At 67.3% G+C, this 24,888-nt stretch carries 22 protein-coding genes; 7 read left to right on the top strand and 15 right to left on the bottom strand.

Translation table 11 applies throughout. From position 1 onward, the window contains the following. Positions 1 to 162: 162 nt before the first annotated feature. Positions 163 to 831 carry an HAD family hydrolase gene (locus Q0D93_RS03790; RefSeq protein ID WP_294391585.1) on the top strand — a complete coding sequence of 223 codons (669 nt, stop codon included), beginning with the start codon at positions 163 to 165 and terminating at the stop codon, positions 829 to 831. A 19-nt stretch (positions 832 to 850) separates the two neighbouring features. On the opposite strand, the gene Q0D93_RS03785 is transcribed toward Q0D93_RS03790, so the two are convergent. Further along, positions 851 to 1,987, bottom strand: a complete 1,137-nt coding sequence (locus Q0D93_RS03785) for a glycosyltransferase family 1 protein (RefSeq protein WP_294391582.1) — start codon at positions 1,985 to 1,987, stop codon at positions 851 to 853. A 451-nt stretch (positions 1,988 to 2,438) separates the two neighbouring features. On the opposite strand from Q0D93_RS03785, the gene Q0D93_RS03780 reads away from it, so the two are divergent. Further along, the gene (locus tag Q0D93_RS03780) at positions 2,439 to 3,719 is read left to right on the top strand and encodes a glycosyltransferase family 4 protein (protein WP_294391580.1); all 1,281 of its coding nucleotides are present in this window, start codon (positions 2,439 to 2,441) and stop codon (positions 3,717 to 3,719) included. A 53-nt stretch (positions 3,720 to 3,772) separates the two neighbouring features. Next, on the top strand, positions 3,773 to 4,924 hold the full coding sequence (gene gmd, locus Q0D93_RS03775; RefSeq protein WP_294391578.1) for a GDP-mannose 4,6-dehydratase: 1,152 nt from the start codon (positions 3,773 to 3,775) through the stop codon (positions 4,922 to 4,924). A gap of 15 nt (positions 4,925 to 4,939) precedes the next feature. Here gmd and Q0D93_RS03770 read toward each other — a convergent pair whose 3' ends face one another. From Q0D93_RS03770 to zwf, 12 genes are all read right to left on the bottom strand, one after another. After that, positions 4,940 to 5,308 (bottom strand): hypothetical protein, encoded by a 369-nt coding sequence (locus Q0D93_RS03770; RefSeq protein ID WP_294391576.1) that lies wholly within the window; start codon positions 5,306 to 5,308, stop codon positions 4,940 to 4,942. A gap of 89 nt (positions 5,309 to 5,397) precedes the next feature. Further along, the gene (locus tag Q0D93_RS03765; protein ID WP_294391575.1) at positions 5,398 to 6,411 is read right to left on the bottom strand and encodes an aldo/keto reductase; all 1,014 of its coding nucleotides are present in this window, start codon (positions 6,409 to 6,411) and stop codon (positions 5,398 to 5,400) included. Positions 6,412 to 6,494: 83 nt separating this feature from the next. Then, positions 6,495 to 7,727: a cation:dicarboxylase symporter family transporter gene (locus Q0D93_RS03760; protein ID WP_294391573.1), complete on the bottom strand. Its 1,233-nt coding sequence runs from the start codon at positions 7,725 to 7,727 to the stop codon at positions 6,495 to 6,497. A gap of 4 nt (positions 7,728 to 7,731) precedes the next feature. Further along, positions 7,732 to 8,697 (bottom strand): class I SAM-dependent methyltransferase, encoded by a 966-nt coding sequence (locus tag Q0D93_RS03755; RefSeq protein WP_294391572.1) that lies wholly within the window; start codon positions 8,695 to 8,697, stop codon positions 7,732 to 7,734. 72 nt (positions 8,698 to 8,769) lie between these two features. After that, entirely contained in the window at positions 8,770 to 8,958 is a 189-nt protein-coding gene (locus Q0D93_RS03750; RefSeq protein ID WP_294391570.1) for a hypothetical protein, read from the bottom strand. Positions 8,959 to 9,046: 88 nt separating this feature from the next. Beyond that, a complete protein-coding gene (locus Q0D93_RS03745; protein ID WP_294391568.1) occupies positions 9,047 to 11,119 on the bottom strand; it encodes an AsmA family protein in 2,073 nt (690 codons plus the stop codon). 94 nt (positions 11,120 to 11,213) lie between these two features. After that, complete coding sequence (locus Q0D93_RS03740; RefSeq protein ID WP_294391566.1) at positions 11,214 to 13,544, bottom strand: xanthine dehydrogenase family protein molybdopterin-binding subunit; 2,331 nt, start codon at positions 13,542 to 13,544, stop codon at positions 11,214 to 11,216. After that, positions 13,541 to 14,527 carry a xanthine dehydrogenase family protein subunit M gene (locus Q0D93_RS03735; RefSeq protein WP_294391565.1) on the bottom strand — a complete coding sequence of 329 codons (987 nt, stop codon included), beginning with the start codon at positions 14,525 to 14,527 and terminating at the stop codon, positions 13,541 to 13,543. The genes Q0D93_RS03740 and Q0D93_RS03735 overlap by 4 nt, the downstream gene beginning before the upstream one ends. Further along, on the bottom strand, positions 14,524 to 15,030 hold the full coding sequence (locus Q0D93_RS03730; RefSeq protein WP_294391563.1) for a 2Fe-2S iron-sulfur cluster-binding protein: 507 nt from the start codon (positions 15,028 to 15,030) through the stop codon (positions 14,524 to 14,526). The genes Q0D93_RS03735 and Q0D93_RS03730 overlap by 4 nt, the downstream gene beginning before the upstream one ends. A gap of 66 nt (positions 15,031 to 15,096) precedes the next feature. Next, entirely contained in the window at positions 15,097 to 17,316 is a 2,220-nt protein-coding gene (locus Q0D93_RS03725) for a hypothetical protein (RefSeq protein ID WP_294391560.1), read from the bottom strand. 97 nt (positions 17,317 to 17,413) lie between these two features. After that, on the bottom strand, positions 17,414 to 18,115 hold the full coding sequence (gene pgl, locus Q0D93_RS03720; protein WP_294391558.1) for a 6-phosphogluconolactonase: 702 nt from the start codon (positions 18,113 to 18,115) through the stop codon (positions 17,414 to 17,416). Beyond that, positions 18,108 to 19,559, bottom strand: coding sequence for a glucose-6-phosphate dehydrogenase (gene zwf / locus Q0D93_RS03715; protein ID WP_294391557.1), 1,452 nt, complete (start codon positions 19,557 to 19,559; stop codon positions 18,108 to 18,110). The genes pgl and zwf overlap by 8 nt, the downstream gene beginning before the upstream one ends. A 148-nt stretch (positions 19,560 to 19,707) precedes the next feature. On the opposite strand from zwf, the gene Q0D93_RS03710 reads away from it, so the two are divergent. The 3 genes from Q0D93_RS03710 to Q0D93_RS03700 all read left to right on the top strand — a co-directional run bounded on the left by Q0D93_RS03710 (position 19,708) and on the right by Q0D93_RS03700 (position 22,210). Continuing rightward, a complete protein-coding gene (locus tag Q0D93_RS03710) occupies positions 19,708 to 20,025 on the top strand; it encodes a phosphoribosyl-ATP diphosphatase (protein ID WP_294391555.1) in 318 nt (105 codons plus the stop codon). Positions 20,026 to 20,065: 40 nt separating this feature from the next. Beyond that, complete coding sequence (locus Q0D93_RS03705) at positions 20,066 to 20,443, top strand: HIT domain-containing protein (RefSeq protein WP_294391553.1); 378 nt, start codon at positions 20,066 to 20,068, stop codon at positions 20,441 to 20,443. Positions 20,444 to 20,605: 162 nt separating this feature from the next. Further along, the gene (locus Q0D93_RS03700) at positions 20,606 to 22,210 is read left to right on the top strand and encodes an amino acid permease (protein WP_294391551.1); all 1,605 of its coding nucleotides are present in this window, start codon (positions 20,606 to 20,608) and stop codon (positions 22,208 to 22,210) included. Between the two features lie 192 nt (positions 22,211 to 22,402). Here Q0D93_RS03700 and Q0D93_RS03695 read toward each other — a convergent pair whose 3' ends face one another. After that, positions 22,403 to 23,425, bottom strand: coding sequence for an SDR family oxidoreductase (locus tag Q0D93_RS03695; RefSeq protein WP_294391550.1), 1,023 nt, complete (start codon positions 23,423 to 23,425; stop codon positions 22,403 to 22,405). Positions 23,426 to 23,519: 94 nt separating this feature from the next. After that, entirely contained in the window at positions 23,520 to 24,515 is a 996-nt protein-coding gene (locus tag Q0D93_RS03690; protein ID WP_294391548.1) for an adenosine kinase, read from the bottom strand. 102 nt (positions 24,516 to 24,617) lie between these two features. Between Q0D93_RS03690 and Q0D93_RS03685 the strand changes: the two genes are divergently transcribed. Continuing rightward, complete coding sequence (locus Q0D93_RS03685) at positions 24,618 to 24,818, top strand: zinc-finger domain-containing protein (RefSeq protein WP_294391546.1); 201 nt, start codon at positions 24,618 to 24,620, stop codon at positions 24,816 to 24,818. Positions 24,819 to 24,888 lie beyond the last annotated feature (70 nt).

The following is a 24,888-nucleotide window of genomic DNA, read 5'->3' as shown; positions in this document are numbered from 1 at the left end:
TTGATGCAGGTTAACCAACAAGGCCGGTCATGGGTTCATCTCCCTGCAAGTTTTGGCAAAGGTCGGCGGCGCTACCGTTGGTAGCGTTTCACGCAACGGGAACTCTCCGCTCGGGCAATCGCTGTCGGCGTGATCAAACCCCGACATTCCCGAAAGGCCATCATGCCCATCAAGGCTGTTCTGTTCGACATCGACGGCACCCTGGTCGACAGCAACGACCAACATGTAATCGCCTGGGAAGAGGCGTTCGCCGGGATCGGCGCGCGGTTTGATCGGCAGGTGATCCATGATCAGATCGGCAAGGGCACCGACATGCTGGTTCCCACCCTGCTGCCCGGCATGCCCGAACAGGAACAGGAGCAGCTGGGCGAAGCCCATGGTGCGGTGTTCAAGTCCAAATTTCTTAACGACATACAGCCATTTCCCGGCGCGTCCGACCTGCTGCAGCGGGTCCATGCGGCCGGCCAGCAAGTGGTGCTGGCGTCGTCGGCGTCCAAAGCGGAGCTCGACCATTATCTCGACCTGCTCGACGTTCGAAAGCTGGTCGCCGCGACGACCAGCGCCGACGATGTGGAGAATACCAAGCCTGCGCCCGACATCTTTGCAACCGCGCTCACCAAGATCGCGCCGCTGTCGCCGGAGCAGGTGATGGCGGTGGGCGACACGCCCTATGATATCGAAGCCGCACGGAAATGCGGGATTGCGGCGATCGGTCTCCGCTCAGGCAAGTTTTCGGACGATGCGCTGCAAGGGGCCGGCGCGGTGGCGCTGTATGACGATGTCGCCGCCCTCCTGCGCGATTATGACGGCTCCCCCCTGGCCGACCGCTGAAGGCCGTCTTGTCCCCGCCCTAGCCTACGCCGCAGCGCAGTGGTGAGGCATCGGCCACCCGCTCGCCGGCCCATCCGTCCGCTACCGCCATGGTATGGAGGTAGAGCAGCGCCGAACGGCTCCAGGTAAAACGCATCGCCTGTGCCCGCCCGCGCGCGACGAGAGCATCACGCAAGGCAGGATCGTGGCGGAGTTGCAGGAGGCTGTTGAACCACGCTTCCGGATCGTCAGGCGAGGCATATAAGGCTGCACTTTCGCACACTTCCGGCAAACTCGTGCGATCCGATGTGACCACCGGGCAGCCGACCGCCATCGCTTCCAGCGGCGGCAGGCCGAACCCTTCCACGAAGGAGGGAAACGCCAGGCACAGCCCGTCGCGGAGCAAGGCGGCCAGCGCCGGATCGGGCAGCCGGCCCAGATGATGCACGTTGGCGGCGTGGCTCGCGCCCGCCCCCCGGAATACGCCCGGATCGGCATGGCCGACCAAGGCGACGCGCAACCCGGCCGCCTCCAGCCGCCCGGCCAGGCTCAGGACGATGCCCACATTCTTGTGCGGCGCCGGGCTGCCGATCAGGACGATCGTGTCGCGGCCCGCCAGCTTCGCGGATGCTTCCGTATGCTGTGGCGTCCATTGCCGGACATGCTCATGCCCGTTGGGCACGACGATGATCTTGTCCCGGCGGCAGACGCCATGTGCAGCCAATTGGCCGGCGGAGTAATGCGACACCGTCGTCACTGTCCTCGCCGAGCGGCCAAGCGCCGGCATCAGCAGGCGATAGAGCCAGCGAAACGACCGCGAATAGCTTTGAGGAAAGCTGCGCGTGTTGAGGTCGTGGATGCAAAGGATGTGCTTGCGGACAAGCAGCGGCCCGGTGTTGGTCAGGCTGATCAGGCCATTGCGGGCGTGGAGCGGCAGCACCGCCTGCTCCCACAGGTGGCCGCGACCGGCGCTGGTGCGGCAGGTTCGGATGGCGTGCAGGCGCGGCAACGCCTCGACGTCCGGCGGCACCACAAGGTCAATGGCAAGTTGGTCCGCCAGCCCATGCCTTTCCGCCAGATGGCGATCGAGTTCGTGCAGGATTTCCCATGCATAACGCTGCACGCCAGTGCGCGATTGGCCGAGGAACCGACCGTTTAGCGCCCAGTGCCGCGTCATTGCGCCACCTGCCGCCGATGCACCCGAGTCACTGATCGTTCCGCGCCTGCACTGACCATCATGGATGCGCTTGTCATGGCGGCACATGTCCAGCCTAGGCGGACCGGATCTCAATGGAGAATGCGGAGTAGCCCGCCCCCTCCCCCTTGGTCGGGCATGCCGTTGCGGAACCACGCCCATCGGGTGCCAAATCGCACTAAAGGATTGCCCCTGAATAGAGGGTTCCGCAACTTCGGACTTATTCGGCGCGACATGCGCACGGCCGGGGACGGCGATTACGGGCTATGGCTTCCGTTACATATGGAACCGCCACCTATTGCATCATAGGCTGCACCACATTCGGCGATGCGGACGCGGTAGCGAGCATGCCTTGGGGGCGCTGAAGGCGCGGGGGCACGGACATTCGGGCGGCCAGGCCGAGCGAGGGTCCAGTAGAGCGCATGGGTGGGACATGAAAATCGCTGTCGTGCATGAATGGCTGACGACCTATGCCGGTTCCGAAAAGGTGCTGGCCGAGATATTGGCCGAATTTCCACAAGCCGACCTGTTCTGCTTGATCGACTTCTTGCCGGATCAAGACCGCGACAAGCTTGGCGGGCGGCATCCCAAGACGACCACGCTGCAACGCTTCCCGTTCATCCGCAGCCTGTACAAACATCTGCTGCCGCTGATGCCGATGGCGGTGGAGCAACACGATCTATCGGGCTACGACGTGATCATCTCCAACTGCCATTCGGTCGCAAAAGGCGTGATCGTCGGGCCCGACCAGCTGCACATCTGCTACTGCTACAGCCCGATGCGCTATGCGTGGGATCTGCAGAACCAATATCTGGAGGAATCGAATCTTTCGCGCGGGCTGACCGGCGGAATGGCGCGCTGGATCTTTCACCGCATGCGCCTGTGGGACACGCGCACGGCGTTCAGCGTCGATCACTTCATCGCCTGTTCCAGCTACATCGCCCGGCGCATCCACAAGGTCTACCGGCGCGCGTCGACCGTCATCTACCCCAATGTCGACGTGGATGCCTTCGTGATCGGGGGAGAGCGGCAGGATTATTACCTCACCGCCTCGCGCATGGTGCCGTACAAGAAACTGCACCTGATCGTGGAAGCCTTCGCGCGGATGCCCGACCGCAAGTTGGTGGTGATCGGCACCGGGCCGCAGTTCAAGCGGATCAAGGCGCTGGCGACCGACAATGTCTCGGTCCTGGGCTTCCAAGAGTTCGCCGTGCTGAAACGGCATCTGCAACAGGCCAAGGCCTTCATCTTCGCATCGGAGGAGGATTTCGGCATCGCTCCGCTGGAGGCGGCGGCTTGCGGTACGCCGGTGCTGGCGTTCGAGCGCGGCGGTGCGAGCGAGACCGTGATCGACGGCGTCACCGGATTGCACTTCAAGGAGCAGACGGCCGACGCGATCTGCGCGGTAGTGGACACGTTCGAGGCTTTACCGGCGGACACGTTCGATCCGCAACGGATCCGCGCCCATGCCGAACGCTTCTCCACCCGACGCTTCCGCCACGATTTCGGCCAGTTCGTCCGCGCGGCCTGGACGGCGCACCAGCAGCGCCTGTCCGCGCAGAAGACCCAGGCCCTGTTCCCGGCCGCACCGGTGGCCACGCCGGACGACGGCGTGTTCGATGGCGTCGACCGGCTCTTCCCCCATGCGCCCGCCGCCGCGGCACCCGCCTTCGCCCACCCGCTTGGCGAGCCAGCGATGCAGTCGGTCGCGTGAGCGGCGGCACCGCCTGTCGCCCCCTCCCCCCTCCCCTCCGGAAGGAGCATGATGTGAAAACGGCGCTGATCACGGGCATCACCGGGCAGGACGGAGCCTATATGGCCCGGCTGCTGCTGCAAAAGGGCTATAGGGTCTATGGGACCTATCGCCGGTCCAGTTCGACCGACTTCTGGCGGCTGCGCTATCTCGGCATGTTCGGGCACGAACATCTGCACCTGATCAACCATGACATCACGGACTCGGGCGGCGCGTTCCGCCTGATGGAACGGTGCGAGCCCGACGAGGTCTACAATCTCGGCGCGCAGACCTTTGTCGGCAGCTCGTTCGACCAGCCCACGCAGACGTCGCTGATCACCGGACTGGGTGTGTTGAACATGCTGGAGGCGATCCGCACGGTGAACCCGCGCATCCGCTTCTACCAGGCATCATCGGCGGAGATGTTCGGCAAGGTGCAGACCGTCCCGCAGACGGAGGCCACGCCGCTTTATCCACGCAGCCCTTATGGCGTGGCAAAGGTGTTCGCCCACTGGATGACGATCAACTTCCGGGAATCCTACGACATGTTCGCGGGCATCGGCATTCTGTTTAACCACGAATCCCCCTTGCGCGGCGAGGAGTTCGTGACCCGCAAGATCACCGCCGCCGCCGCCGCGATCAAGCTCGGCAGCAGCGAGAAACTGGCGCTCGGCAACCTCGACGCACGGCGCGACTGGGGCTTTGCCGGCGACTTCGTGGAGGGGATCTGGGCCATCCTCCAGGCCGACAAGCCGGACACGTTCGTGCTCGCCACCAACACCTCCAGCACGGTCCGCGCCTTTGCCGACACGGCGTTCGAGGCGGTCGGCCTGCCGCTGGAGTGGCGTGGCGAGGGTGCCGCCGAGCGCGGTCATTGCGCTGCCACCGGCCGGGAACTCGTCCATGTCGATCCCGCTTTTCAACGTCCGGCGGAGGTCGATTACCTGCTGGGCGATCCCGGCAAGGCCGAGCGCGTGCTGGGCTGGCGTCCCAAGACTTCGGTCAAGGAACTCTGCGCCATCATGGTGCAGGCGGACCTGAAACGGGAACGGCAGCGCCGCGACAGCCTGGCCGCCAGCTTCGCCACCATGCCGCAGCGGGCGGACATGGATTTGCCCGATGCCGCGCTGATCGGGCGGACTTTCGACCCGGCCACCATCGCGGCGGCGGCGCGGCCCGCCGCGTGAGCGGGCCAGGACGGATCAGCGTTGGTCGGTCACCTGCATGGTGAAGGCAAACCAGGTGCTTTCGCTCTGATCGAACAGCTGCACCACGCCGTCGCGCACCTCGGCCACGTAGAAGCCGGCCGACCCGCGATCATAGCCCCGGACGGTGGAACCATCGACCTCGAACGAGATGAAGGACTTGTCGCCCGCGTCATGCAATTCAGGCAGGGTGCCGCCGAACGTCGCCTGGCGGCCACCGTCCAGCGCCTGGACGCGATCGCCGCGACATTCGGCCGCGATCCGCAGATGCTGACCGGCTGCGTGGTCGTAGAGGCCGGCGACCTTCTGGCCGGTGACGATTGCGTGCGCGGAGGCCGCGACGATGGCGCGCGTATGGGGATGCATGAAGCCTCCTGCCATCAGGCCGGCATGGGGATCAAGCGCCTTTGCCGGGCCATTGCCGCGCGGCGGCGCCGCCGCCCCGGCCCCAGCAGTTAAAGCGGGACCGGCAAAGGGGCGGCGGTGTCGACCAAGCCAGCAGCGCGCAGGTCCTGCCAGAAGCCGGCGGGGATTGTCTCCTCCAGCGCCGCGCGATCCTCCGCGATCCGGCCCGGTCGGCTCGCGCCCGGAATCACCGCCGCCACCGCCGGATTGGCAAGCGAGAATTGCAGCCCGGCCGCCTTCATGCTGACCCCATGCCGGTCGGCGATCGCCTTGATCCGCGCGACCGTGTCGAGGATGGCGGGGCTGGCCGGGGCATATTCGAAGTTCGGCCCGCCAACGAGCGCACCGGAACTGTAGGGCCCGCCGACGACGATGCCGAGCCCGCGTTCCGCCACCGCCGGCATTACCCGCTGGAGCGCGCGGGCATGGTCGAGCAAGGTATAGCGTCCGGCAAGCAGGAAGCAGTCGGGCCGCGGCTCCTTCAGGTCGAGCAACGTCTCGATCGGCTCGCACAGGTTGACGCCAAGGCCCCAGGCCTTGATCACGCCCTCGTCACGCAACCGGTCGAGCGCGCGGAACGCACCCGTGCGTGCTTCCTCGAACCGGGCGATCCACTGATCGCCCCAGAAATCGCGGGCGAGATCGTGGACAAAGGCGATGTCGATACGGTCGGTGCGCAGCCGCTCCAGACTGCCCTCGATCGACCGCAACGTCGCGTCATAGCCATAATCGTTGACCACCGTGTTGGCGCGGCCGTAAGCGAACACCCCGGCCTTTTCGCCCTGCTCGCGCGCGCTGACATCTTCCATCTCGTCCAGGATAAGCCGGCCGACCTTGGTGCTGATGACGTACTGGTCGCGCGGCTTGCCGACCAAGGCCTCGCCCATGCGCAGCTCCGCCAGCCCTGCGCCGTAGAATGGGGCATTGTCGTAATAGCGGATGCCGTTACTCCACGCGGCGTCCACCGTCGCCAGCGCCTCCTCCTGCGGAATGTCGCGGAACATGTTGCCCAACGGGGCCGCCCCGAAGCCGAGCTTGCCCAGCAGGATATCCTTCAATGCCATGATCTTGTCCTTTCGCCGGGCGACCATGATCGGGTCGCGCTTGGGAAGAGTGTGTCCAGCCTGTTCTGGTCGTTCGCCACCCGTCAGTCACCCCGCGACACGATGCGCGCGACCGCCAGATCGTTGGTGACGTTGCCCAGAGTACGGAACAGATCGGGCAGGGCCTCGATCGCCAGAAGCAGCGGCAACGCCGTTACCGGCACCCCGATCGCCAGGCAGACGGGAGCGATTGTCGCAAAGAAGGACACTTGCGCCGGCAGCCCGACCGCGCCCAAGCTGACCGGCACCGCCACCAAGGCCGCCAGCACCAAGAGGCCGATGTCGGGCGCGATCCCGTTCATGTGGGCAAGGTAGATCGTCACCGCCACGTTGGCGGCGGCGCTGGCGGCGCGGAACAAAGACACGGCCAGAGGCAGCACTATCCCCGCCGTGTCCTCGCGTATCTGCAACCGGGCCGCCGCCTCCACCATCACCGGCAGGCTCGCCAGCGACGATTGGGTGCCTAGCGCGACCGCCTGCACCGGTGCCGCCGCCCGGGCGAACGCGATCGGCGACTCCCGTCCGGCGAGCGCGACCCAGATATAGGCCGCCAGCGTTGCCGACAGACAGACGACCGATACCACTACCACATATTGGCCCAGGGTTCCGAAGATCCCCGCGCCCAGGCTGGCGGCGGAGGCAAAGGCCAGGGCCGCCACCCCGATCGGCCCGACCCGCAGCACCCAGCGGACCAGCACCAGCATCGCCTCCACCAACGCGCCGGTCGGCCGCAGCAGGGCATCGGCGGAGGCGGTTTCGAGCCGAGATATGGCGAAGCCGAACAGCAAGGCGAACACGACCAGCGGCACCATTGCGGTGTCGGCGGCGGCCTTGATCGGGTTGGCCGGGATGATGGAATGATACCATTCGCCGGATGGCGCGGCGGCGGGCAGCGGCCCCGCCGCGCCGGCGTCCAGCGTGCCCGCGACCACCGGCCAGGCACTCAGCAACCCCTCCGCCAGGAAAGCGGCGACCAGGCAGGCGACGGTCAGGATGATGGCAAACCACGCCAAGGCCCGGATCGTGACCGGGCCCGCGGCCGCGCTGCGCGAAGCGCCAGCGGTGCCGGTCACCAGCAGGCCGAACACCAGCGGCACCACCGTCATGGTCAGCGCGTCCAACCACAGCGCGCCGACCGGCCGCGCCACCGCCAGCACGACGTCGCGGACCGCACCGCTGCTCACCGCGCCGCCGACCAGCCCGATGGCTAGTCCGAGCAGCAGCAGGAACGGTCGCGGACCGCCTTTGGCCCGCCCTTCGCCGGATGCGGCGCTCACCGGCTCACGCCCGTCGTTCCATCACGGCCGAGACCAAGGCGATCCGGTCCACGTCCGCATAAGCGGCGTTGTCCAACTCCTCCCCGAACACGTCCGGATCGATCTCGCGATAGTGGAGGGTGCAGCCGCGTTCGGTGGCGAGTTCCGCCAGGCGCCCCCGCAACGGGTCCGCCCCGTCGAGGATGGCGCTGCCCGTATAGAGGATGAAGCGGCCCTGCGGCGCCAGCCGGGCGGTGGCGTCCTGCGCCATGCCGAACGCGACCGCCGCGCCGTGCATCCCGCCGCCGTCGCGATAATCGCGCTTGTCCTCGTCGATGATGTAGGGTGGATTGGCCAGCACGATGTCGAGCGCGCCCTCCACTGGCGCCAGCGTATCCGCCAGCACGAAATCGGCCGCGACCCCCGCCGCCCGGGCATTGATCCGCGCGAACGCGATTGCCTTCGGGTTGATGTCGGTCATGGTGATGGCCAGGTCAGGGCAGCAGCGGCTGGCGACGATCGCCCCCACGCCCGCGCCCGCGCCGATATCGACCAAGTGAGCGCCCTCCCCCCGGGGGCAGCGCGCCAACTCGCGCTGGATCAGGTCGGCGAAGCGGTAGCTGTCCGGGCCGAGGAAGACGGCGTCCTTGTCCTGCGTCGGGTAGGCCGAGTGGGCGAACAGGCCTCCATGCAGGGCCGAAACGCGGATCCGGCTGCGGAAACGATCGCCCTCTTCCCAGACCAACCCGCAGGCGACCAGCCGTTGGAGCAGCGCCGCATCGACAGCCCCGCCATCGAACGTGCGGTTCCAGCCGAATGCGTCGGCCAGCCCGCCCGCCCCATCGTTGCGCGCGACGACGCGCGCGTGGGTGGCGGGGGTCGGCGTGACGAACGCGTAACCGGCCTGCTTCAGCCAACCGATCAGATCCTGCAGGACGGCGCGGCTTTGCTCGTCCAGGCCGGGAGGCGGTGTCGTGTCAAAAGCTGGCAAGGGGATCTCCGGCGCTCGGTCGTTCCCCCAACGCCGGGTAGCGGGATCGGCTCCGCAACGTAAAACGGTGTCTCAGGCGATCTTGTCCGCCAGTGCCTCAAGCGCCGCGGTATCGGCCCGTGCGACCTCACTCCGCTCCTCGTACAACTCTACCAGATCCTGGTGGACGGAACGCACCATGCAGGAGGTTTCGGTCATCTTCCGCCGCTCCTCCTCGGTGCGTCGCTTCAGGAACGCCTCCTCATCCTCATAGGCCTGCATCCGCCATCCTCCGATCTGCCGCGGTGGCATATGGACCTTTCGCCGGTAGCCGCAAAGGCCTGGTCCTCAACCAGGGCGCGCCCTGAAGCTAGAACAAGCCCAGAAACTTCTTGCGCTTGGGGCTCTTCGCGGGCGGGCTTGCCCCGACATCCCCACGCGGCCTGCCGCCCTTGGTGCGCTGGGCGGCGGCATTGGCACCGGCCAGCACCGGGCCGCACGCCGCCGCCTTGGCGTCGCCGGGATCGACAAAGGCGAGCAAAGCGGCGGGCGGCAGCAACGCCGCCATCCCCAACCCGACGCCCACGCGGGCGAACAATTGCGGGCTCAACGGCTGGATCACCGGCGCGGCGAAATAGCCGCCCAGCCCGATCGGCGACTGGCCGGAAAAAAGGCTGAATTTCTTGGCATCCGCGCGAATGGCGATGTCCACCCGCTCGTCCTTGAACGAAAAGCCGCCCCGGCCGGCAATCACGTTCTTGGTCGTGTCGATCAGGATCGGGTCGGCCGTGGCGGTGCCGTTGCGCACGGTAAAGGCGACCAGCCCGCAATTGATCTGCACCGGATCCTTCAGCTTGCCCTGCAGCATCCGTTGCGCGAACACGCCGAGGTCGAGTTCCACCAGCTGGACGTTGCGCATCCAGAAGGTGCCGCTCGGCAGCACGAAGGCGATCCGCCCGCGCGACGTGGACAGGCTGTCGTGGACGCTGTCGCCGTCGCCGACCAGCTGAATCCGCCCCGTTACGGTCCCGGTCGTTCCCGCCTCGATCGCGCCGAACCCCGCCAGCAGCCGGCTGAGCCGGGTGGACAGCAGCCGGATGTCGTACACGGTGCGGGCGGGGCGGACCCGCGCGTCGATCGTCACGTCGGATGTCACCCGCCCCCGCGCCATGGTGAAAGTGAGCGGCCTCAGCTTCAGCAGGCTGTTGTCGAGCGAAAGGCGCAGGTCGATGTCCGACAGCGGCACGCTGCGCGATCGGACCGTATCCACATGCCAGCGCAGCCCGGCGTCGAAAGCCCGCAGCGCCTCGATCCGCAGCGGCGCGTCGGGCAGCAGTCGCGGCGCGCCCTTGACGCGGGTGATGGCGGCAGCGGCCCCGCGGCTGGCGACCGCATCCGGATTGTAGCCGATGAACGGCGCCACATCGACGATGTCCAGCCGGTGGGTGGTGAGCGCGGCATTGACCCTGACGCGCGACTCGCCGTTGTGGACGGTAAAGGCGCCGGCAAGATCACTGTCACCGAAACGCCCGCGCATCTTGGTGAAGCGGTATTCCGCCTCGTGCAGCACCAGCTGCGCGGTCAAGTGATAACGCCGCGTATCGGGCACCGCGACGCCGATAATGTCGAGCAGATGGGCAAGGTTGCGCCCCTTCGCCGCAACGCGCAGCGGAACGTCCTCCAGCGCGGCCAGGCTCGGCAGGGTGCCCCGCATCCGGATCACGTTGCCGGCCGCGACGGCGCGCACGGTCAACCGGTTGTGGCCGCGCTGCACCGTGGCGTTGGGCGAGAGCAGCGCGCCCGTGACGACGAAGGGCGTGTCCCGCACCTGCCCGCGTCCGGCGAAGCGGATGGCAGAGCCGATATGCGCGTTCTCCGACCGGATCGTCTGGTAGCGCAGGTCCGTCATCAGGCGGAGGCGCGGGTCGCGATAGCGCAGGGTGGTGCCGGTCAGCGTCGCCCGGTCGATCACGGGAAAGGTGAGCGGCTTGCCGCTCTTCTTCTCGCTGAAAGTCCAGCTATTGTGGCGGTGCGCCCGGTCCCATTCCAGGTCGATCGCCGCATCGGCCAGCTCGACCCGCCGTATCCGCCACTTGTCCCGCAGCAGCGACAAGGGCGACATCCGCGCTTCCACCCGGCGGCCAAGGAACAGATGGGGACGGCTGGCATAATCCGGGTTGGAGATCGTCAGCCCTTCGGCCCGGAACTGGATCTCGAACGGATCGAAGAACAGCTGGAAGTCGCCGGCCACGCGAACCTGGCGGTGCAGCTGCGCACCCACCAACCGCTCGAACGGCGCGCGCAGGAAGCGGCCCTTGGTGACGTAAAGCACCGCCCAGGCTGCGACCAGCAGCAGGAACAGGCCCGCCACGATCCGGAGCAGCCAGCGCCGCCGCCTGTGTCTTGTCTCGCCCGCATGGCCGGGGGTGGAACTGGTCGCCACTAGGCCCCTCTGGTTGGTCCCATGCGCCGGAGGGACATGGCATCAGGCACAACCGCCGTTGCGCCATTCCGTGCCATCGGCCGTGCGCGCTGGCCTATAGCAGCTTGTCCAGCGTGATCGGCAGGTCGCGCACCCGCTTGCCGGTGGCGTTGAAGACGGCGTTGGCGACGGCGGCCGCGACGCCGGTGATCCCGATTTCCCCGATGCCGCGCGCACCCATTGGCGCATGGGGATCGGGAATGTCGGTCCACATCACCTCGATCTCCGGCACGTCCATGTGCACGGGGACGTGATATTCGGCTAGGCTGGGGTTCATGATGCGCCCGGTGCGCTCGTCGAACTGCGTTTCCTCCATCATCGCCAATCCCAGCCCCATGATGATGCCGCCGCGGAACTGGCTGGTGGCGGTCTTGGGATTGAGGATCCGGCCGCAGTCGAACGACCCGAGGAAGCGACTGACGCGGATTTCGCCCGTGACGGCATTGACCCGCACCTCGCAAAACATCGCACCGTGCGAGTGCATCGACCAGTGCATCGTCTCCAGGGGTGGCGGCGGGCTCGCCTCCACCACCACCTCGTCGCGCCGGGCGCGCGCCAGGATGGAGGCATAGCTTTCGTGCCGCGCGGGATCGTCCAGCTTGGCGAGGCCACCATCCACGCCGCCGACCTCATCCGCATCCAGCCCGGCGAGCGGAGAGTCGTTGCCGGCCAGCTTCAGCAATTCGGTGACCAGAGCCCGATGTGCGGCGATCACGGACGCGCCGATGGCCGCCGTCTGCTGCGACCCACCCGCCATGACCAGGCCGGGCAGCGTACTGTCGCCATAGCGGAACGCGACCTGATCCATGGACAGGCCGAGGCGGTCGGCGGCGACCTGGGTCTGCGCGGTGGCGGTGCCCATGCCCATGTCGTGTGCGGCGATATCCACGGTGGCGTGTCCGTCGCGGGCAAGCGTGATCCGCGCCGCGCCGCCCGGCATCCGGTAATACGGATAGGTCGCGGTAGCGACGCCGGTGCCCACCAGCCACTCGCCCTCGCGACGGCTGCCGGGTGCGCCGCGTCCAGCCCAGCCGAACCGTTCGGCGCCGTCGCGATAGGCCTTCTCCACCTCTCGTAAGGAGAATGGCGCGCCGGTGGTCGGGTCCTTGTCCGGTTCATTGCGCAGGCGCAGTTCGATCGGGTCCATGCCCAGCTCGATCGCCAGTTCGTCGATGGCGCTTTCCAGGGCAAAGGTGCCCACGGCTTCGCCAGGCGCGCGCATGAACGTGTTGGCGACCATGTCGAGATAGGCGACCTCGACGTCCAGCTTGAAGCTGCCGGCGGCATAGGCGCTGCGGGCCGGCAGGATGAACGGTTCGGGCAGGACATTGTGGTGGCTCATCACCACCGTGCCGGTGTGGATCAGCGCGTCGAAGCGGCCGTCCGCCTGCGCGCCCAGGGCGACGCGCTGTTCGGTGGTGGTGCGGCCGCCGACCACCCGATACACGCCCTCGCGCGACAGCATCAGGCGGACCGGCGTGCCCGCCAGCTTGGACGCGGCGGCGGCCAGCACCTGATGCTGCCACAGGCCCTTGCCGCCGAACCCGCCGCCGACAAAGGGCGACGTGACGTGCACCTGGCTTTTATCGATGCCGAACACCTTGCCCAGCGACCAGGCGGTGTGCGCCACCATCTGCGTCGCGTCGTGCACGCGCAGGGTGTCGCCCTCCCACGCCACGGTGACGGCGTGCAGCTCGATCGCATTGTGGCTGTGGCGCGGGGTCGTGTAGACGTTGTCGACCCTGTGCGGCGCGGCCGCGAACGCCGTATCCGCGTCGCCGATCTCCAGCTTGAGCGGTTGGCCCATGAACTGGCCGGGCTCGGTGCCCTTCGCCTTGGCCTCGGCAAAGCCGGTGACCGCGGGGTCGGCCTGATAGGTGATGCGGATCAGCGACTTGGCGTGGTCCGCCTGCTCCTGCGTGTCCGCCAGCACCAGAGCGACCGGCTCGCCATTCCAGTAGACCCTGGCGTCCTGCATCACCGGCAGGTCGTTGCCGCCGCACGCTTTCTCGGCCGTCATGAACAGCGGCATCGGCGCCATGCGCGGGGCGTTGCGGTAGGTCATCACCAGCCTGACGCCGGGCGCGCCCTCCGCCGCCGTCGTGTCCAGGGTCGCGATGCGGCCCTTGGCGATGGTGCTGAACATCAGCGCGGCATAGAGCATGCCGTCGAGCGGGAACTCCGCCGCATAGGGCGCCGCTCCCTGCACCTTGAGCGGCCCGTCCAGGCGAGAGACCGGCCGCCCGAGATAACCATGCTGCGCGCGGATCAGCGGATCAGGGCGCCCGCCCGGCATCCAGCTGTCAGGCGCAAGCTGCACCGCTTTCTGCATCACTGCCTGCGCCGCGCCCTGCGCCGCCTGCTTGGCGTCCCCCACGATGCTCATGCGTCCGCTCCCGCAAGTTCGGCCAGCACGGCCGTGATCGTCCGCGCGGCGAGTTCGACCTTGAAGCCATTGTCGCGCAGCGGCCTGGCTGCGGCCAGCTCCGCCTCGGCAGCGGCACGGAAGGCAGTCTCCGTCGCCGGTCCGCCCTTCAGCGCCTCCTCCGCCGCCCAGGCACGCCATGGCCGGTGCGCCACCCCGCCCAGCGCGAGCCGGACGTCCGCCACGCGGCCGTCCCGCACCTCCAGCGCCGCCGCCACGGAGACCAGGGCGAAGGCATAGCTCGCCCGATCGCGAACCTTGCGGTAGGTCGAATGTGCGGCAAGGGGGAGCGCGGGAAGTTCGATCGCCGTGATCAGCTCGCCGGGTGCCAGCACCGTCTCGACATGGGGCTCATCGCCAGGCAGGCGATGCAGATCGGTCAGCGGTAGCGTCCGCGTGCCGCCGGTCGACGACAGGTGCACCGTCGCATCAAGTGCCGCCAGCGCGACGCACATGTCCGATGGGTGCGTGGCGACACAGGCTTGCGACGCGCCCAGGATGGCATGGATGCGGTTGAAGCCGTCGATCGCGTCGCACCCCTCGCTCGGCTGGCGCTTGTTGCAGCGCGACCCGGCATTGTCGTAGAAATAGGTGCAGCGCGTCCGCTGGAGCAGGTTGCCGCCGACCGTCGCCATGTTACGGATCTGCGCACTCGCGCCCGCCAGGATCGCGCGGGCGAGCATCGGGTAACGGGTCCGCACCGCGCGATGTTCGGCCAGGCTGCTGTTGCGCGCCGCCGCCCCGATCAGCAGGCCGCCCGACGGCGTCTCCTCGATTGCGGCGGACAGGCCGGTCACGTCGACCAGCCCCTGAGGCCGCTCGATCGTCTCGCGCATCAGGTCGACCAGATTGGTGCCGCCGCCCAGGAAGCGGGTGCCGGACGCGCCGCCGAGCCGCAGCGCATGATCGGCATCGTCGGCGCGGGCAAAGGTGAAGGGGGTCATTCCGCAGCCTCCCCATAGACATCGAGGATGGCATCGACGATGCCGTTATGCGCGCCGCAGCGGCAAAGGTTGCCGCTCATCCGCTCACGCAACTCCTCCCGGTCGAGCGCGATCGTGTCCACCGACAGGTCGTGCGTGACATGGCTCGGCGTGCCCCGGCGCAGTTCGGCCGCCATGCCGATCGCCGAGCAGATCTGACCCGGCGTGCAATAGCCGCACTGAAAGCCGTCATGCTCCACAAAGGCCGCCTGCAACGGATGCAGCGCCGCATCATCGCCCAGCCCTTCGACCGTTATGATCTCGCGCCCGTCATATTGCACCGCCAGCGCCAGGCAGGACAGGATCCGCTCTCCGTCCGCCAGAACGGTGCAGGCACCGCACGCCCCCTGGTTGCACCCCTTCTTGGTTCCGGAAAGATGCAATTGCTCGCGCAGAAGGTCCAGAAGCGAAACGCGCGGATCGTGCGGCAACGACACCGACGATCCGTTCACGGTGATGGGCATGAGACATCCCTTCGGATTGGGGCGGCCAATGTAAATCAATCCCGCGGAGGCGGCAACGCGGCCACCTCACTCCCACGCCAGCTGGACCCGCCCATCGGCTGGAACGATGAAGTCGGTCCGCTCGGGCGTGTCGGCATGCGGCGCAACCTCCCGCCCGGCCACACGCCCATGCACCGCACGTTCGTTCCGCTTGCCCGGCCAGACCGCACTGAGGCACGCCGTGCCGCCGCCCGGCCCGATCAGCTGGAGGGCGATCGATGTAGGCCCGGTCCGGTCCAGCGTGGCGACGAAATGGTCGCAGAACAGCAGAAACGGCGCGCCCTCCAGGCGGTGCGAGCTGTGCACCGCAAAGGTCGGCGCGGCGCCGCAGCCGTAGATTTCCTGCCCGACCTGTCCGGCCGGCTGGCCATCGCGGTAGAGATCCTCCAAAGGGAAGGACAGCGTGTGGTCGACATGGCCGTTGCGCACCTCCTCCGCGATGGCATGCTCCGGCAAGGCATCGGGATAATAGAACCAGGCACGATCGAGTGCGTAGCGGCAATATTCGCACAGCAGCAGCCGCACCGACTGGTCCAGCTCCGCGCCGGCATCCCTCAGGTAACGCTCGAACGCGGAGAAGCTGTCGAAACATTCGTAGATCGCCATATAGGGCCCGTCGTGCAGCGCCGTAACGCCCAGGAAGTTGGGGTAATGCGCGGCTGCCTTCAGGTTCGACTCCCACATGGCGGCGTTGTGGAAGAAGCTGGCGACGAAGACGTAGCTTTGCCGCAAATAGGTGGCGTCGTTGGTCAGCCGCCATAGCCGCATGCACGCGGCGGCGCCCCAGGCGGTCAGGTTCGCCTGATAGTTGAGGTTGAACCGCATGCCCCGGGTCGCGTCCAGCGCCGCCCGCGCCTCGTCCAGGTAGCGCCGCTCCGAACTCAGTTCGAATGCCTGGAGCATCACGTAGGCGTAGATGCCGCCCACATCCGTCTGGCCCAGCCCCCCGTCGTCGCGGGCCGGCGTAATCACCGCAAAGCTGCGCAAATCATATTTGATCGGCCACACATAACGAAAATGGTGCGCCGCATCGATCGTATGCCCGAGCGCGCGGAAGAACAGGTCGCGGGCAGCCGCGTCCCCGAACTCCGCCAGCCGGCCGAGGTTCAGCAGCGGATGGTAGAGGTACCAGCTGTCGACCGCATCCATATCCTTGTCGCCCTTGGCATTGGGCAGGTAGCGGCGCAGCGTCCCCAGTGACTCGTCGAAGAACTTCGGCACGCCCTTGGCGAGTTCGTCCGCAAACGGGAGCGGCTCCCCCGTCCACCGTTCCCACGCCCGCAGCGCGGCGAGCACCGACAGTTGCACCATCGAGTCGGGATACTCGCTGGCGGTGTAGGGATGGATGTAGGTGTGGCGGTAATGGCGGATCGTCGCCTTGCGCGAATGCTGGAGGTCGCGCACCGTCCGTTCGGCACGGGCCGGCCAGTCGCGCCATTGCGGTTCGGGCTTGTCGATCCGGCCGTAAAGCTGGACCTGCATCTGCAGGAAGCTCTGGGCGCTGTCGCATTCGTCGGTCCACGCGCGGGTGCCGAACACGAGCAGCGCGTCGGACAACGTCACGGTGCGGCCGGCGGGCAGCGGATTGATCGGCGGCGTGCCGCTCTGTGGCGGGCTCGGCGGCAGATAGCCGAGTTCCGGCCATTCGCCGCCGACCGCTCCGTCCGGTTTGGTGCCGGTTGCATTGTGGTAGTCGTTCAGCGCGGTGAGGTTCTGGAAATACAGCAGTTCACCCAGGTCCGGCTCCTCCCGGCGGAGGAATAGCAGGCCCGAGTTCAGCCCGCGCTGCGCCGCCTCGACATGGCCCTGCGCGCTGACCGGATCGTCGTCCGCCCCGATCGGATACAGGTCACGCGGCAGATAGGGCACCAGCAGGTCTGCGGTGGGCGTCAGTTCAACGGTCGCGCGGAGCATCGGCCGCTCTTCCACCTCGCCACGGATGCGCACCTCGTAGCGGCCGGCAGGGCCCTGCACCTCGAACCGGCACCGCTCCCCGGAACGTGGCCGAAGCTTGCGCACGCGATGGCCGCCGCCGGGTACGTGCGCCGTGCGGATCGCATAACCGCCGGCGCCCTTGACCCGCACGATCAGCCACAGGCTGTCGCGCCCGTTGCAGATTTCCAAGGCCAGATGGGCGAGTTGGAAGCCACCCAGGCGGCGCATCCCGCCCGCCAGTTCACTGCGCAGCGCCAGGGTCAGCGGCGAAAGCTTGTGATCCTCACCCGGCAAGCCTCGCACCTGCGCCACCACATCGCCGTTGGAACATGCGTGGGATAACCATGGCAGCCGCGCCACGTTCCCCGCCGGCGGCCCGTGCGACCGGCGGGAACTCACGCAGGCGGGGTCAGGCGGTCCAGTGAATGTCGATCGGCTGTTCGGCCTCCGCCAGCACCTGCCCGATCGGCAGCTTGGAACCCGCGCCGTCCTCGATCGCCTGCTCGACCAGGGCGCGCTTTGTGTCGCCGGTCAGGCACAGCATCAGCGCGCGGGCGGACAGGATGGCAGCCCGGGTCATGGTCACGCGCGCGACCGGAGCCTCGGGCGGCAGCGGATCGGGCATCACGCCGATGGCGCGACGCGTCTTGGGCGCCGTCAGCGCCGCCTGAAGATCCGGACCGGGGAAGATGGAGGCGGTATGCCCGTCGCCGCCCACGCCCAGCAGCACCACGTCCGGCGGCCACTTCATGTCCTGCATCCGCGCGTCGGCGGCATTGCCGGCGGAGGCATAGTCCAGATTGTCGGGCGCAAGCGGGATCACCCGCGCGCCCTTGGGCATGAAGATGCGGGCCAGCATCGCCACGTTGGACAGCGGATCGTCGATCTTCACCAGCCGATCGTCGACCGGAAAGATGGTCACCCGCTTCCAGTCATATTTCATCTGCGCCAGCTTTTCATACGCCTTGACCGGCGTATTCCCGCCGGACAGCGCCAGCAAAGCCGCATTGCGGGCGTCCAGCGCACTTTCGACGATGAAGCCCAGATCGCCCGCGACCGCTTCGGCGAACGCCTCGGCGTCGTCATGCTCCCACCATTCGGCCTCAATCATGCCAGCTCACTCCGTCTCGTTCGGTCAATGCAATCGCCGCAGCCGGGCCCCAGGTTCCCGCGGGGTAGGTCTTCGGCGTCATGGAATTCAGGCTCCACCCTTCGCGAATCGCGTCGATGAAGTCCCACTGCGCCTCCACCTCGTCACGGCGGACGAACAGGGTCGGCTCGCCCTCGATCAGGTCGAGCAGCAGGCGTTCATAGGCAATCCGGCGGCGCACGTCGGCAAAGGCGTTGGCCATGCCGATCTGCAACGGCACCTGGCGCAGGCGCATGCCGTCGCGGTCCAGCCCCGGCACCTTGGACATCATGGTCAGGGTGACATTCTCTTCGGGCTGGATTGCGATCACCAGCGAATTGGGCTGCAGCACCGCGCCGCGCCCGGCGAACATGGAATGCGGCACCGGCTTGAACTGGATCACGATTTCCGACTTGCGCACGGGCATCCGCTTGCCGGTGCGCAGGTAAAAGGGCACGCCCTGCCAGCGCCAATTGTCGACATGCGCCTTGAGCGCCACGAACGTCTCGGTATCGGATGGCTTGCCGAGTTCGTCGAGATAGCCGGGCACCGGCTGCCCGCCGACCGCGCCGGCGACATATTGGCCGATCACGCTTTCCCGTGCCGCGTCCAGCTTGCGGAGCGAGCGCAGCACCTTGACCTTCTCGTCGCGGACGGCCGTGGCGGTGAACTGGGCCGGGGCCTCCATCGCCACCAGCGCGAGCAGCTGCAGCATATGGTTCTGCACCATGTCACGCAGCGAGCCCATGTCGTCGAAATAGGAGGTTCGGCCCTCCAGCCCGACGGTTTCGCTGACCGTGATCTGGACATGTTCGATCGCGGAGGCGTTCCACAACGGCTCGAACAGCAGATTGCCGAAGCGGAGGGCGAGCAGGTTCTGCACCGTCTCCTTGCCCAGATAATGGTCGATGCGGAAGGTCTGGCTTTCCGGGAAGACGCGCGCAACCGCGTCGTTGATCTCCATCGATGAGGCGAGATCCTGGCCCAGCGGCTTTTCCAGAGCGAGGCGCGTTTTGGGCCCGGCGAGGCCCGCCATTTCCAGACCGGCGATGGTCGGCTCGAACAAGGAAGGGGCCGTGGACAGGAATATCGCGACGCCGTCGCGGACGCGATCGCCCACCGCCTCGCCCAGCTTTCCCAGCGTTTCCGGCTTGGACGCATCCGCCGCGACATAATGGACTCGGGCCAGGAAGCTCTCCAGCACGTCGCGCGCGAGTCCCCGATCCTTGATGATCGGTTCCAGCGCGGTGGCGGCCGTGTCGCGAAAGCCGGCATCGTCCGTCTCGGTCCGGGCGGTGGCAAAGATGCACAGTCCGTCCGGCAACAAGCCATCGGCATGGAGGCCGAACAGGGATGGCAGCAACATGCGCCGCGACAGGTCGCCGGTGGCGCCGAACAACAGGAGCGTCTGGGCAGGTACGGGCATCTAGATCTCCGAACGCCGCAAAGGGTCTATCAGCCCGCGCCTGTCGCGCGCCGCCGCGCGCTTGTCCAGCCTTTGACGGCAAGTCCGCCGCCGAGAGGGGCCGGCCGAGCGATGGATATGCTGAAAATTTCTCTCTATGCCGCATCCCATGTCCGACACGCTCGTCCGCCTCCAGGCCACAATCGCCAGCCGCAAGGGGGCCGATCCCGCCTCATCCTATGTGGCCAGCCTGTTCGCCAAGGGCCGCCCGCGGATCGCGCGCAAGCTGGGCGAGGAAGCGGTGGAGGCCGTCGTCGCCGCACTTGCCGAGGACCGGGCGGCGCTGACCGGGGAGGCGGCGGACCTGATCTTCCACCTTATGGTGCTGCTGGCCGATGCGGACGTGCCGTTCGCCGATGTGCTGGCGGAACTGGACCGACGCGAAGGCGTGTCGGGCCATGACGAAAAGGCAAGCCGCACCGCCTGACTCCCCCGCCCCTCCGCAGCCCGCCACTACAGGAGCCGCCATGCCGATCGATGCCACCGCCGCTTACGACGACAGCAACATCTTTGCACGGATCCTGCGCGGAGAGATTTCGGCCAAGGCGGTCTACGAGGATGATTTCGCCCTCGCCTTCCACGACATTGCGCCGCGTGCGCCGGTGCACGTCCTGGTGATCCCCAAAGGAGCCTATGTGTCCTGGGACGATTTCTCCGCGCGGGCCGGCGATGCGGAAATTGCGGGCTTCATTCGCGCGATAGGCCATGTCGCGCGAGTGCATCGGCTGGTGGAGCCGGGCTATCGCCTGCTCGCCAACATCGGACCCGATGGGGGTCAGGAAGTGCCGCACCTGCACGTCCACCTGTTCGGAGGCCGACCGCTCGGTCCGATGCTGGCGGAATGAGCAGTCCTTCGCCCGCCCTTGTTGCACTGCCGCGATCACCTCCTATCGCACTGCCGGGATCACCTCCTATTGCACTGCCGGGATCACCTCCTATTGCACTGCCGTGACAAGGCGTTAGGCTCCCGGCTCATTGGGCCTCCGCGCCCGCTTGGGGGACCCCGCATGCTTTTTGATCGCGTCAAGCCACTCGACGCCATCTTGCTTACCGCACAACGCAAGTCGCTTCATCGCACCTTGGGCGCCTTTCAACTGACGATGCTGGGCATCGGCGGCGTGATCGGCACTGGCATTTTCGTGCTGACGTCGGAGGCCGCGCAGAAGGCCGGCCCGGGCATGGTCGTGTCGTTCCTGATCGCGGGATTCGTCTGCGCCGTCGCGGCCCTGTGTTATTCCGAACTGGCGTCGATGGTGCCGGTCTCGGGCTCCGCCTACACCTATACCTATGCTGTTGTGGGCGAGTTGCTGGCTTGGATGGTCGGCTGGGCGCTGATCCTGGAATATGCGGTGGGCGCGTCCGCCGTCGCGGTCGGCTGGTCCAACCATGCCGTCGGGCTGCTGCAGGGTCTTGGCATCACCGTGCCGCCAACGTTCAGCAATGCCGATGCGTTGATGGCCAAGGTGCAATTGGCCTTCGGTGCGCAGGCGACACCCGACCTGATGACCGCCATGCGGGTGGGTGGTTATGTCAACCTGCCCGCCGTGGTCGTGGTCGGATTGGTGACGTGGCTGCTGATCGTCGGCACCACCGAAAGCGCGCGGGTCAACGCCGTCCTGGTCGCGATCAAGATCGTGGCACTGACCGCCTTCATCGCTTTGACCCTGCCGGTGATGAATGCCGAGCATTTCACGCCGTTCGCCCCCACGGGCGCCAGCGGCATGTTCGGCGCCGCCGCTTCCATCTTCTTCGCCTATGTCGGCTTCGATGCGGTTTCGACCGCAGCGGAGGAAACCAAGAACCCGCAGCGCAACGTGCCGATCGGCCTGATCGCCAGCCTGCTGATCTGCACCATCTTCTACATCGCGGTCGCCTGTGGCGCGATCGGTGCGATCGGCGCGCAGCCACTGACCAGTGCGACGGGCGCCCTGCTGGCGCCTGGGTCGGCCGAAATGGCCGGCCGTTGCGCCACGGTGGTCGCATCGGGCGCACTGGAGCCGCTGGTCTGCTCGCGTGAGGCACTGGTTCATGTGCTGGATACGCTGAACTGGCATGGGATCGGCCGTCTGGTCGGCCTTGCCGCCGTGCTGGCGCTGCCGTCGGTGGTGCTGATCATGATGTTCGGCCAGACCCGCGTCTTCTTCACCATGGCGCGCGATGGCCTGCTGCCGGAGCGGCTGGCGTCCGTGCACCCGCGCTACCGCACCCCGCACGTCGTTACCCTGGTGACGGGCGCGGCGGCGATGACGGCGGCGGCCTTCCTGCCCGTCGGCAAGCTGGCCGATTACTCCAACAGCGGCACCTTGTTCGCGTTCCTGATGGTGGCGGTCTCGGTGCTGGCGCTCCGCAAGATCGACCCCAGCCGTCACCGTCCGTTCCGCACGCCCCTGGTGTGGCTGGTCGCGCCTTTGTCGATCTGCGGCTGTCTGGTCCTCTACATGTCGCTGCCGCTGACGGCGATCCTGGTCCTGCCGGGCTGGGGCGCGATCGGCCTCGTGGTCTATTTCTTCTACAGCCGGGCGCGCAGCCATGTCGGGCGTGGTGCGATCGAGGTGGCAGAACCGGACGCGTATCAGGGCACCGAACCGTCCGTACCGGGCACGCGCTCCTGAGGCTCTGCCGGGCGCGGATGCTCCTGCCTGGTCAGGAGCCCGCGTCCGGCAATGGTTTCGGGGTTCCCGGGCTCCCCCTCGCGGGAGCACGGAATGGTTCGATGCCGGCACATCGGCATTCACCAACAAAAAGGCCGCTGCCCCGTCGCGAAACGAGGCAGCGGCCTTTTTTTGCGGTCCTGCTGGTTCCGCTTACGGACCGCGGCTGCCGCCGCTGGCGCCGAAGATCTGGCCGGTGGAGAAACCGGCCTCATGGCTGGCCAGCACGACATAGAGCGCGGCCAATTCCGCCGGCTCGCCGAACCGGCCGAGCGGCGTGTTCGCACCGAATTCGCCCAGCTTGCCGGGCAATTGCCCGCCCGCGACCTGCAACGGCGTCCAGACCGGACCCGGCGCCACGCCGTTCACGCGGATGCCCTTCTTGGCCAATTGCTTCGCCAGACCCTTGGTAAAGATCATCAACGCCCCCTTGGTGGAGGCATAATCCAGTATCTCCTCCCCGGGATCGTAGGAGTTGACCGACACCGTGTTGATGATCGCCGCCCCGGCCTTCATCTGCGGGATCGCCGCCTTGCAGATCCAAAAGGGCGCGAAGATGTTGGTCTTGTACGTGCGCTCGAACTGTTCGTCCGTGATCTCCATGATGTCGGCCTTGCTCTGCTGATAGGCCGCATTGTTGACCAGGATGTCGAGCCCGCCGAGGCCGCGCACCGCATCCGCCACGATCTTCCGACATGCATCGGATGTGCGAATGTCGGCAGGAATGGCAACAGCCTTGCGCCCGTCCTTGCGGATCAGGTCGACGACCTCGCGTGCGTCCGGCTCTTCGCTGGGGTAATAGTTGATCGCGACGTCGGCGCCTTCCCGCGCGAAGGCGATGGCGGCGGCGCGGCCGATCCCGCTATCGCCGCCTGTGACGAGCGCCTTGCGCCCCGCCAAGCGGCCCGAGCCCTTGTAACTGGTTTCGCCGGAATCCGGACGCGGCGTCATCTTGCTCTGCAAAGCGGGCCAGGGCTGGCGCTGCTCGGGCAATGGCGGCTTGGGATAGTTGGCAGCGAGCGGCGTGGTCGGTTCGCCGGGCGCGTGCTTCTCTGGCTGATCCTGCTGCTGTTGCTGTTGCGCCCGTGCCGGAGCCGTCGCGGCTGCGGCGAGGCCCACGGCCGCCGCCGCACCGAACATGTCGCGACGCGAAGGCCCGCCCGTCTGGTCGTTCATTACCGATCTCCTCAAGGGGAAGTCGGCAGTTGAACCGATCAGCACGGGCGGAGTTCAGCGCAGGCCCACAAAAAAGTCTCTAAAGGATTGTATCTTAACCCAGTTTATCGGCAACGAGCTGGCTGAGCTTGGCTTCCGGCCGTGCGCCGTAATGGGAGATGACTTCCGCCGCCGCGATCGCGCCCATGCGCAGGCTGTCGGCAAGGGCGCGCCCCTGCACCTGGCCCGCCAGGAAGCCGGCGGCGAACAGGTCGCCCGCACCGGTGGTGTCGACCACGCGCTCCACCGGCTCGGCCGGAACCGTCGCGCGCTCCCCGTCATGCACCGCCACCGCGCCATCGACTCCGCGCGTGACCACCAGGGTCGGCACCTTGGCGGCAATCGCTTCCAGCGCCGCGTCGAAATCCGTCCCCTCCACCAGCGACAGCAATTCGCTTTCGTTGGCGAACAGGATGTCGAGCAGGCCGCTGTCGATCAGGTTCAGGAAGTCCGCGCGATGGCGCGATATGCAGAAGGTGTCGCTGAGCGTGAAGGCGACCTTGCGCCCGGCGGCGCGCGCAATCTCGATCGCGGCGCGCATCGCGGCGCGCGGCTCCTCCGGATCCCACAGATAGCCTTCGAGGTAGAGGATCCTGGCGGACGCGATCAGTTCATGGTCGATCGCCGCCTCCGGCAGGAACTGCGACGCGCCGAGGAAGGTGTTCATGGTCCGCTGCGCATCCGGCGTTACCAGGATCAGGCAGCGCGCGGTGGACGGCTGGCCCGCGCGGACGGCAGTGTCGAACACGACATGGTTGGCGCGGATGTCATGCGCGAACACCGCACCCAGCTGGTCGTCCGCGACCTGGCCGATGAAGCCGCACTTGGCGCCCAGGGCCGCCATGCCCGCCACCGTGTTCGCGGCCGATCCGCCGCTGATCTCCCGCCCGGGCCCCATGCGCGAATAAAGGCTATCGCTGGTGGCCTCGTCCATCAGCCGCATCGATCCCTTGGCAACCCCTTCTGATGTCACGAAGTCGTCGTCGGCTTGGGCGATCACGTCGACGATGGCATTGCCGATCGCGACAACGTCGAGGGTGGGCTCGGTCATAAGCGCTGATGTCTCCTGAAGATGAATCGCGCCTAGGGGCGAGCGCGCGGCCGCGCAACTGCCGTTGATCTTGGGGGGGCACGCTTGCTATCGCCCGACCCCATGTTGCCGCCGCCCGAAACATCCCGAGTCGCCACCCACCGCGTCGCCTGCGATGGTGCCACTGAAATTCCTGGAGGCGCCGCGCTGGGCCATCCGCGCGTGTACCTTGAGATTGACGAGAAGGGCTATGTCGATTGCGGCTATTGCGATCGCCGCTTCCTCCTGATCGGCGGCCCGGCGGACGATCAGGCCGCGCATTGATCCATCGCTGACGGGCGGACCTGTGTCCGCCCGCTCCACTTCCTCGTTGTCAGGCAGGCCCCTTCCACTT

The sequence above is a fragment of the uncultured Sphingomonas sp. genome, from assembly GCF_934560975.1.
GTDB lineage: Bacteria > Pseudomonadota > Alphaproteobacteria > Sphingomonadales > Sphingomonadaceae > Sphingomonas_I.
This window is presented reverse-complemented; position numbering and strand designations above follow the sequence as displayed.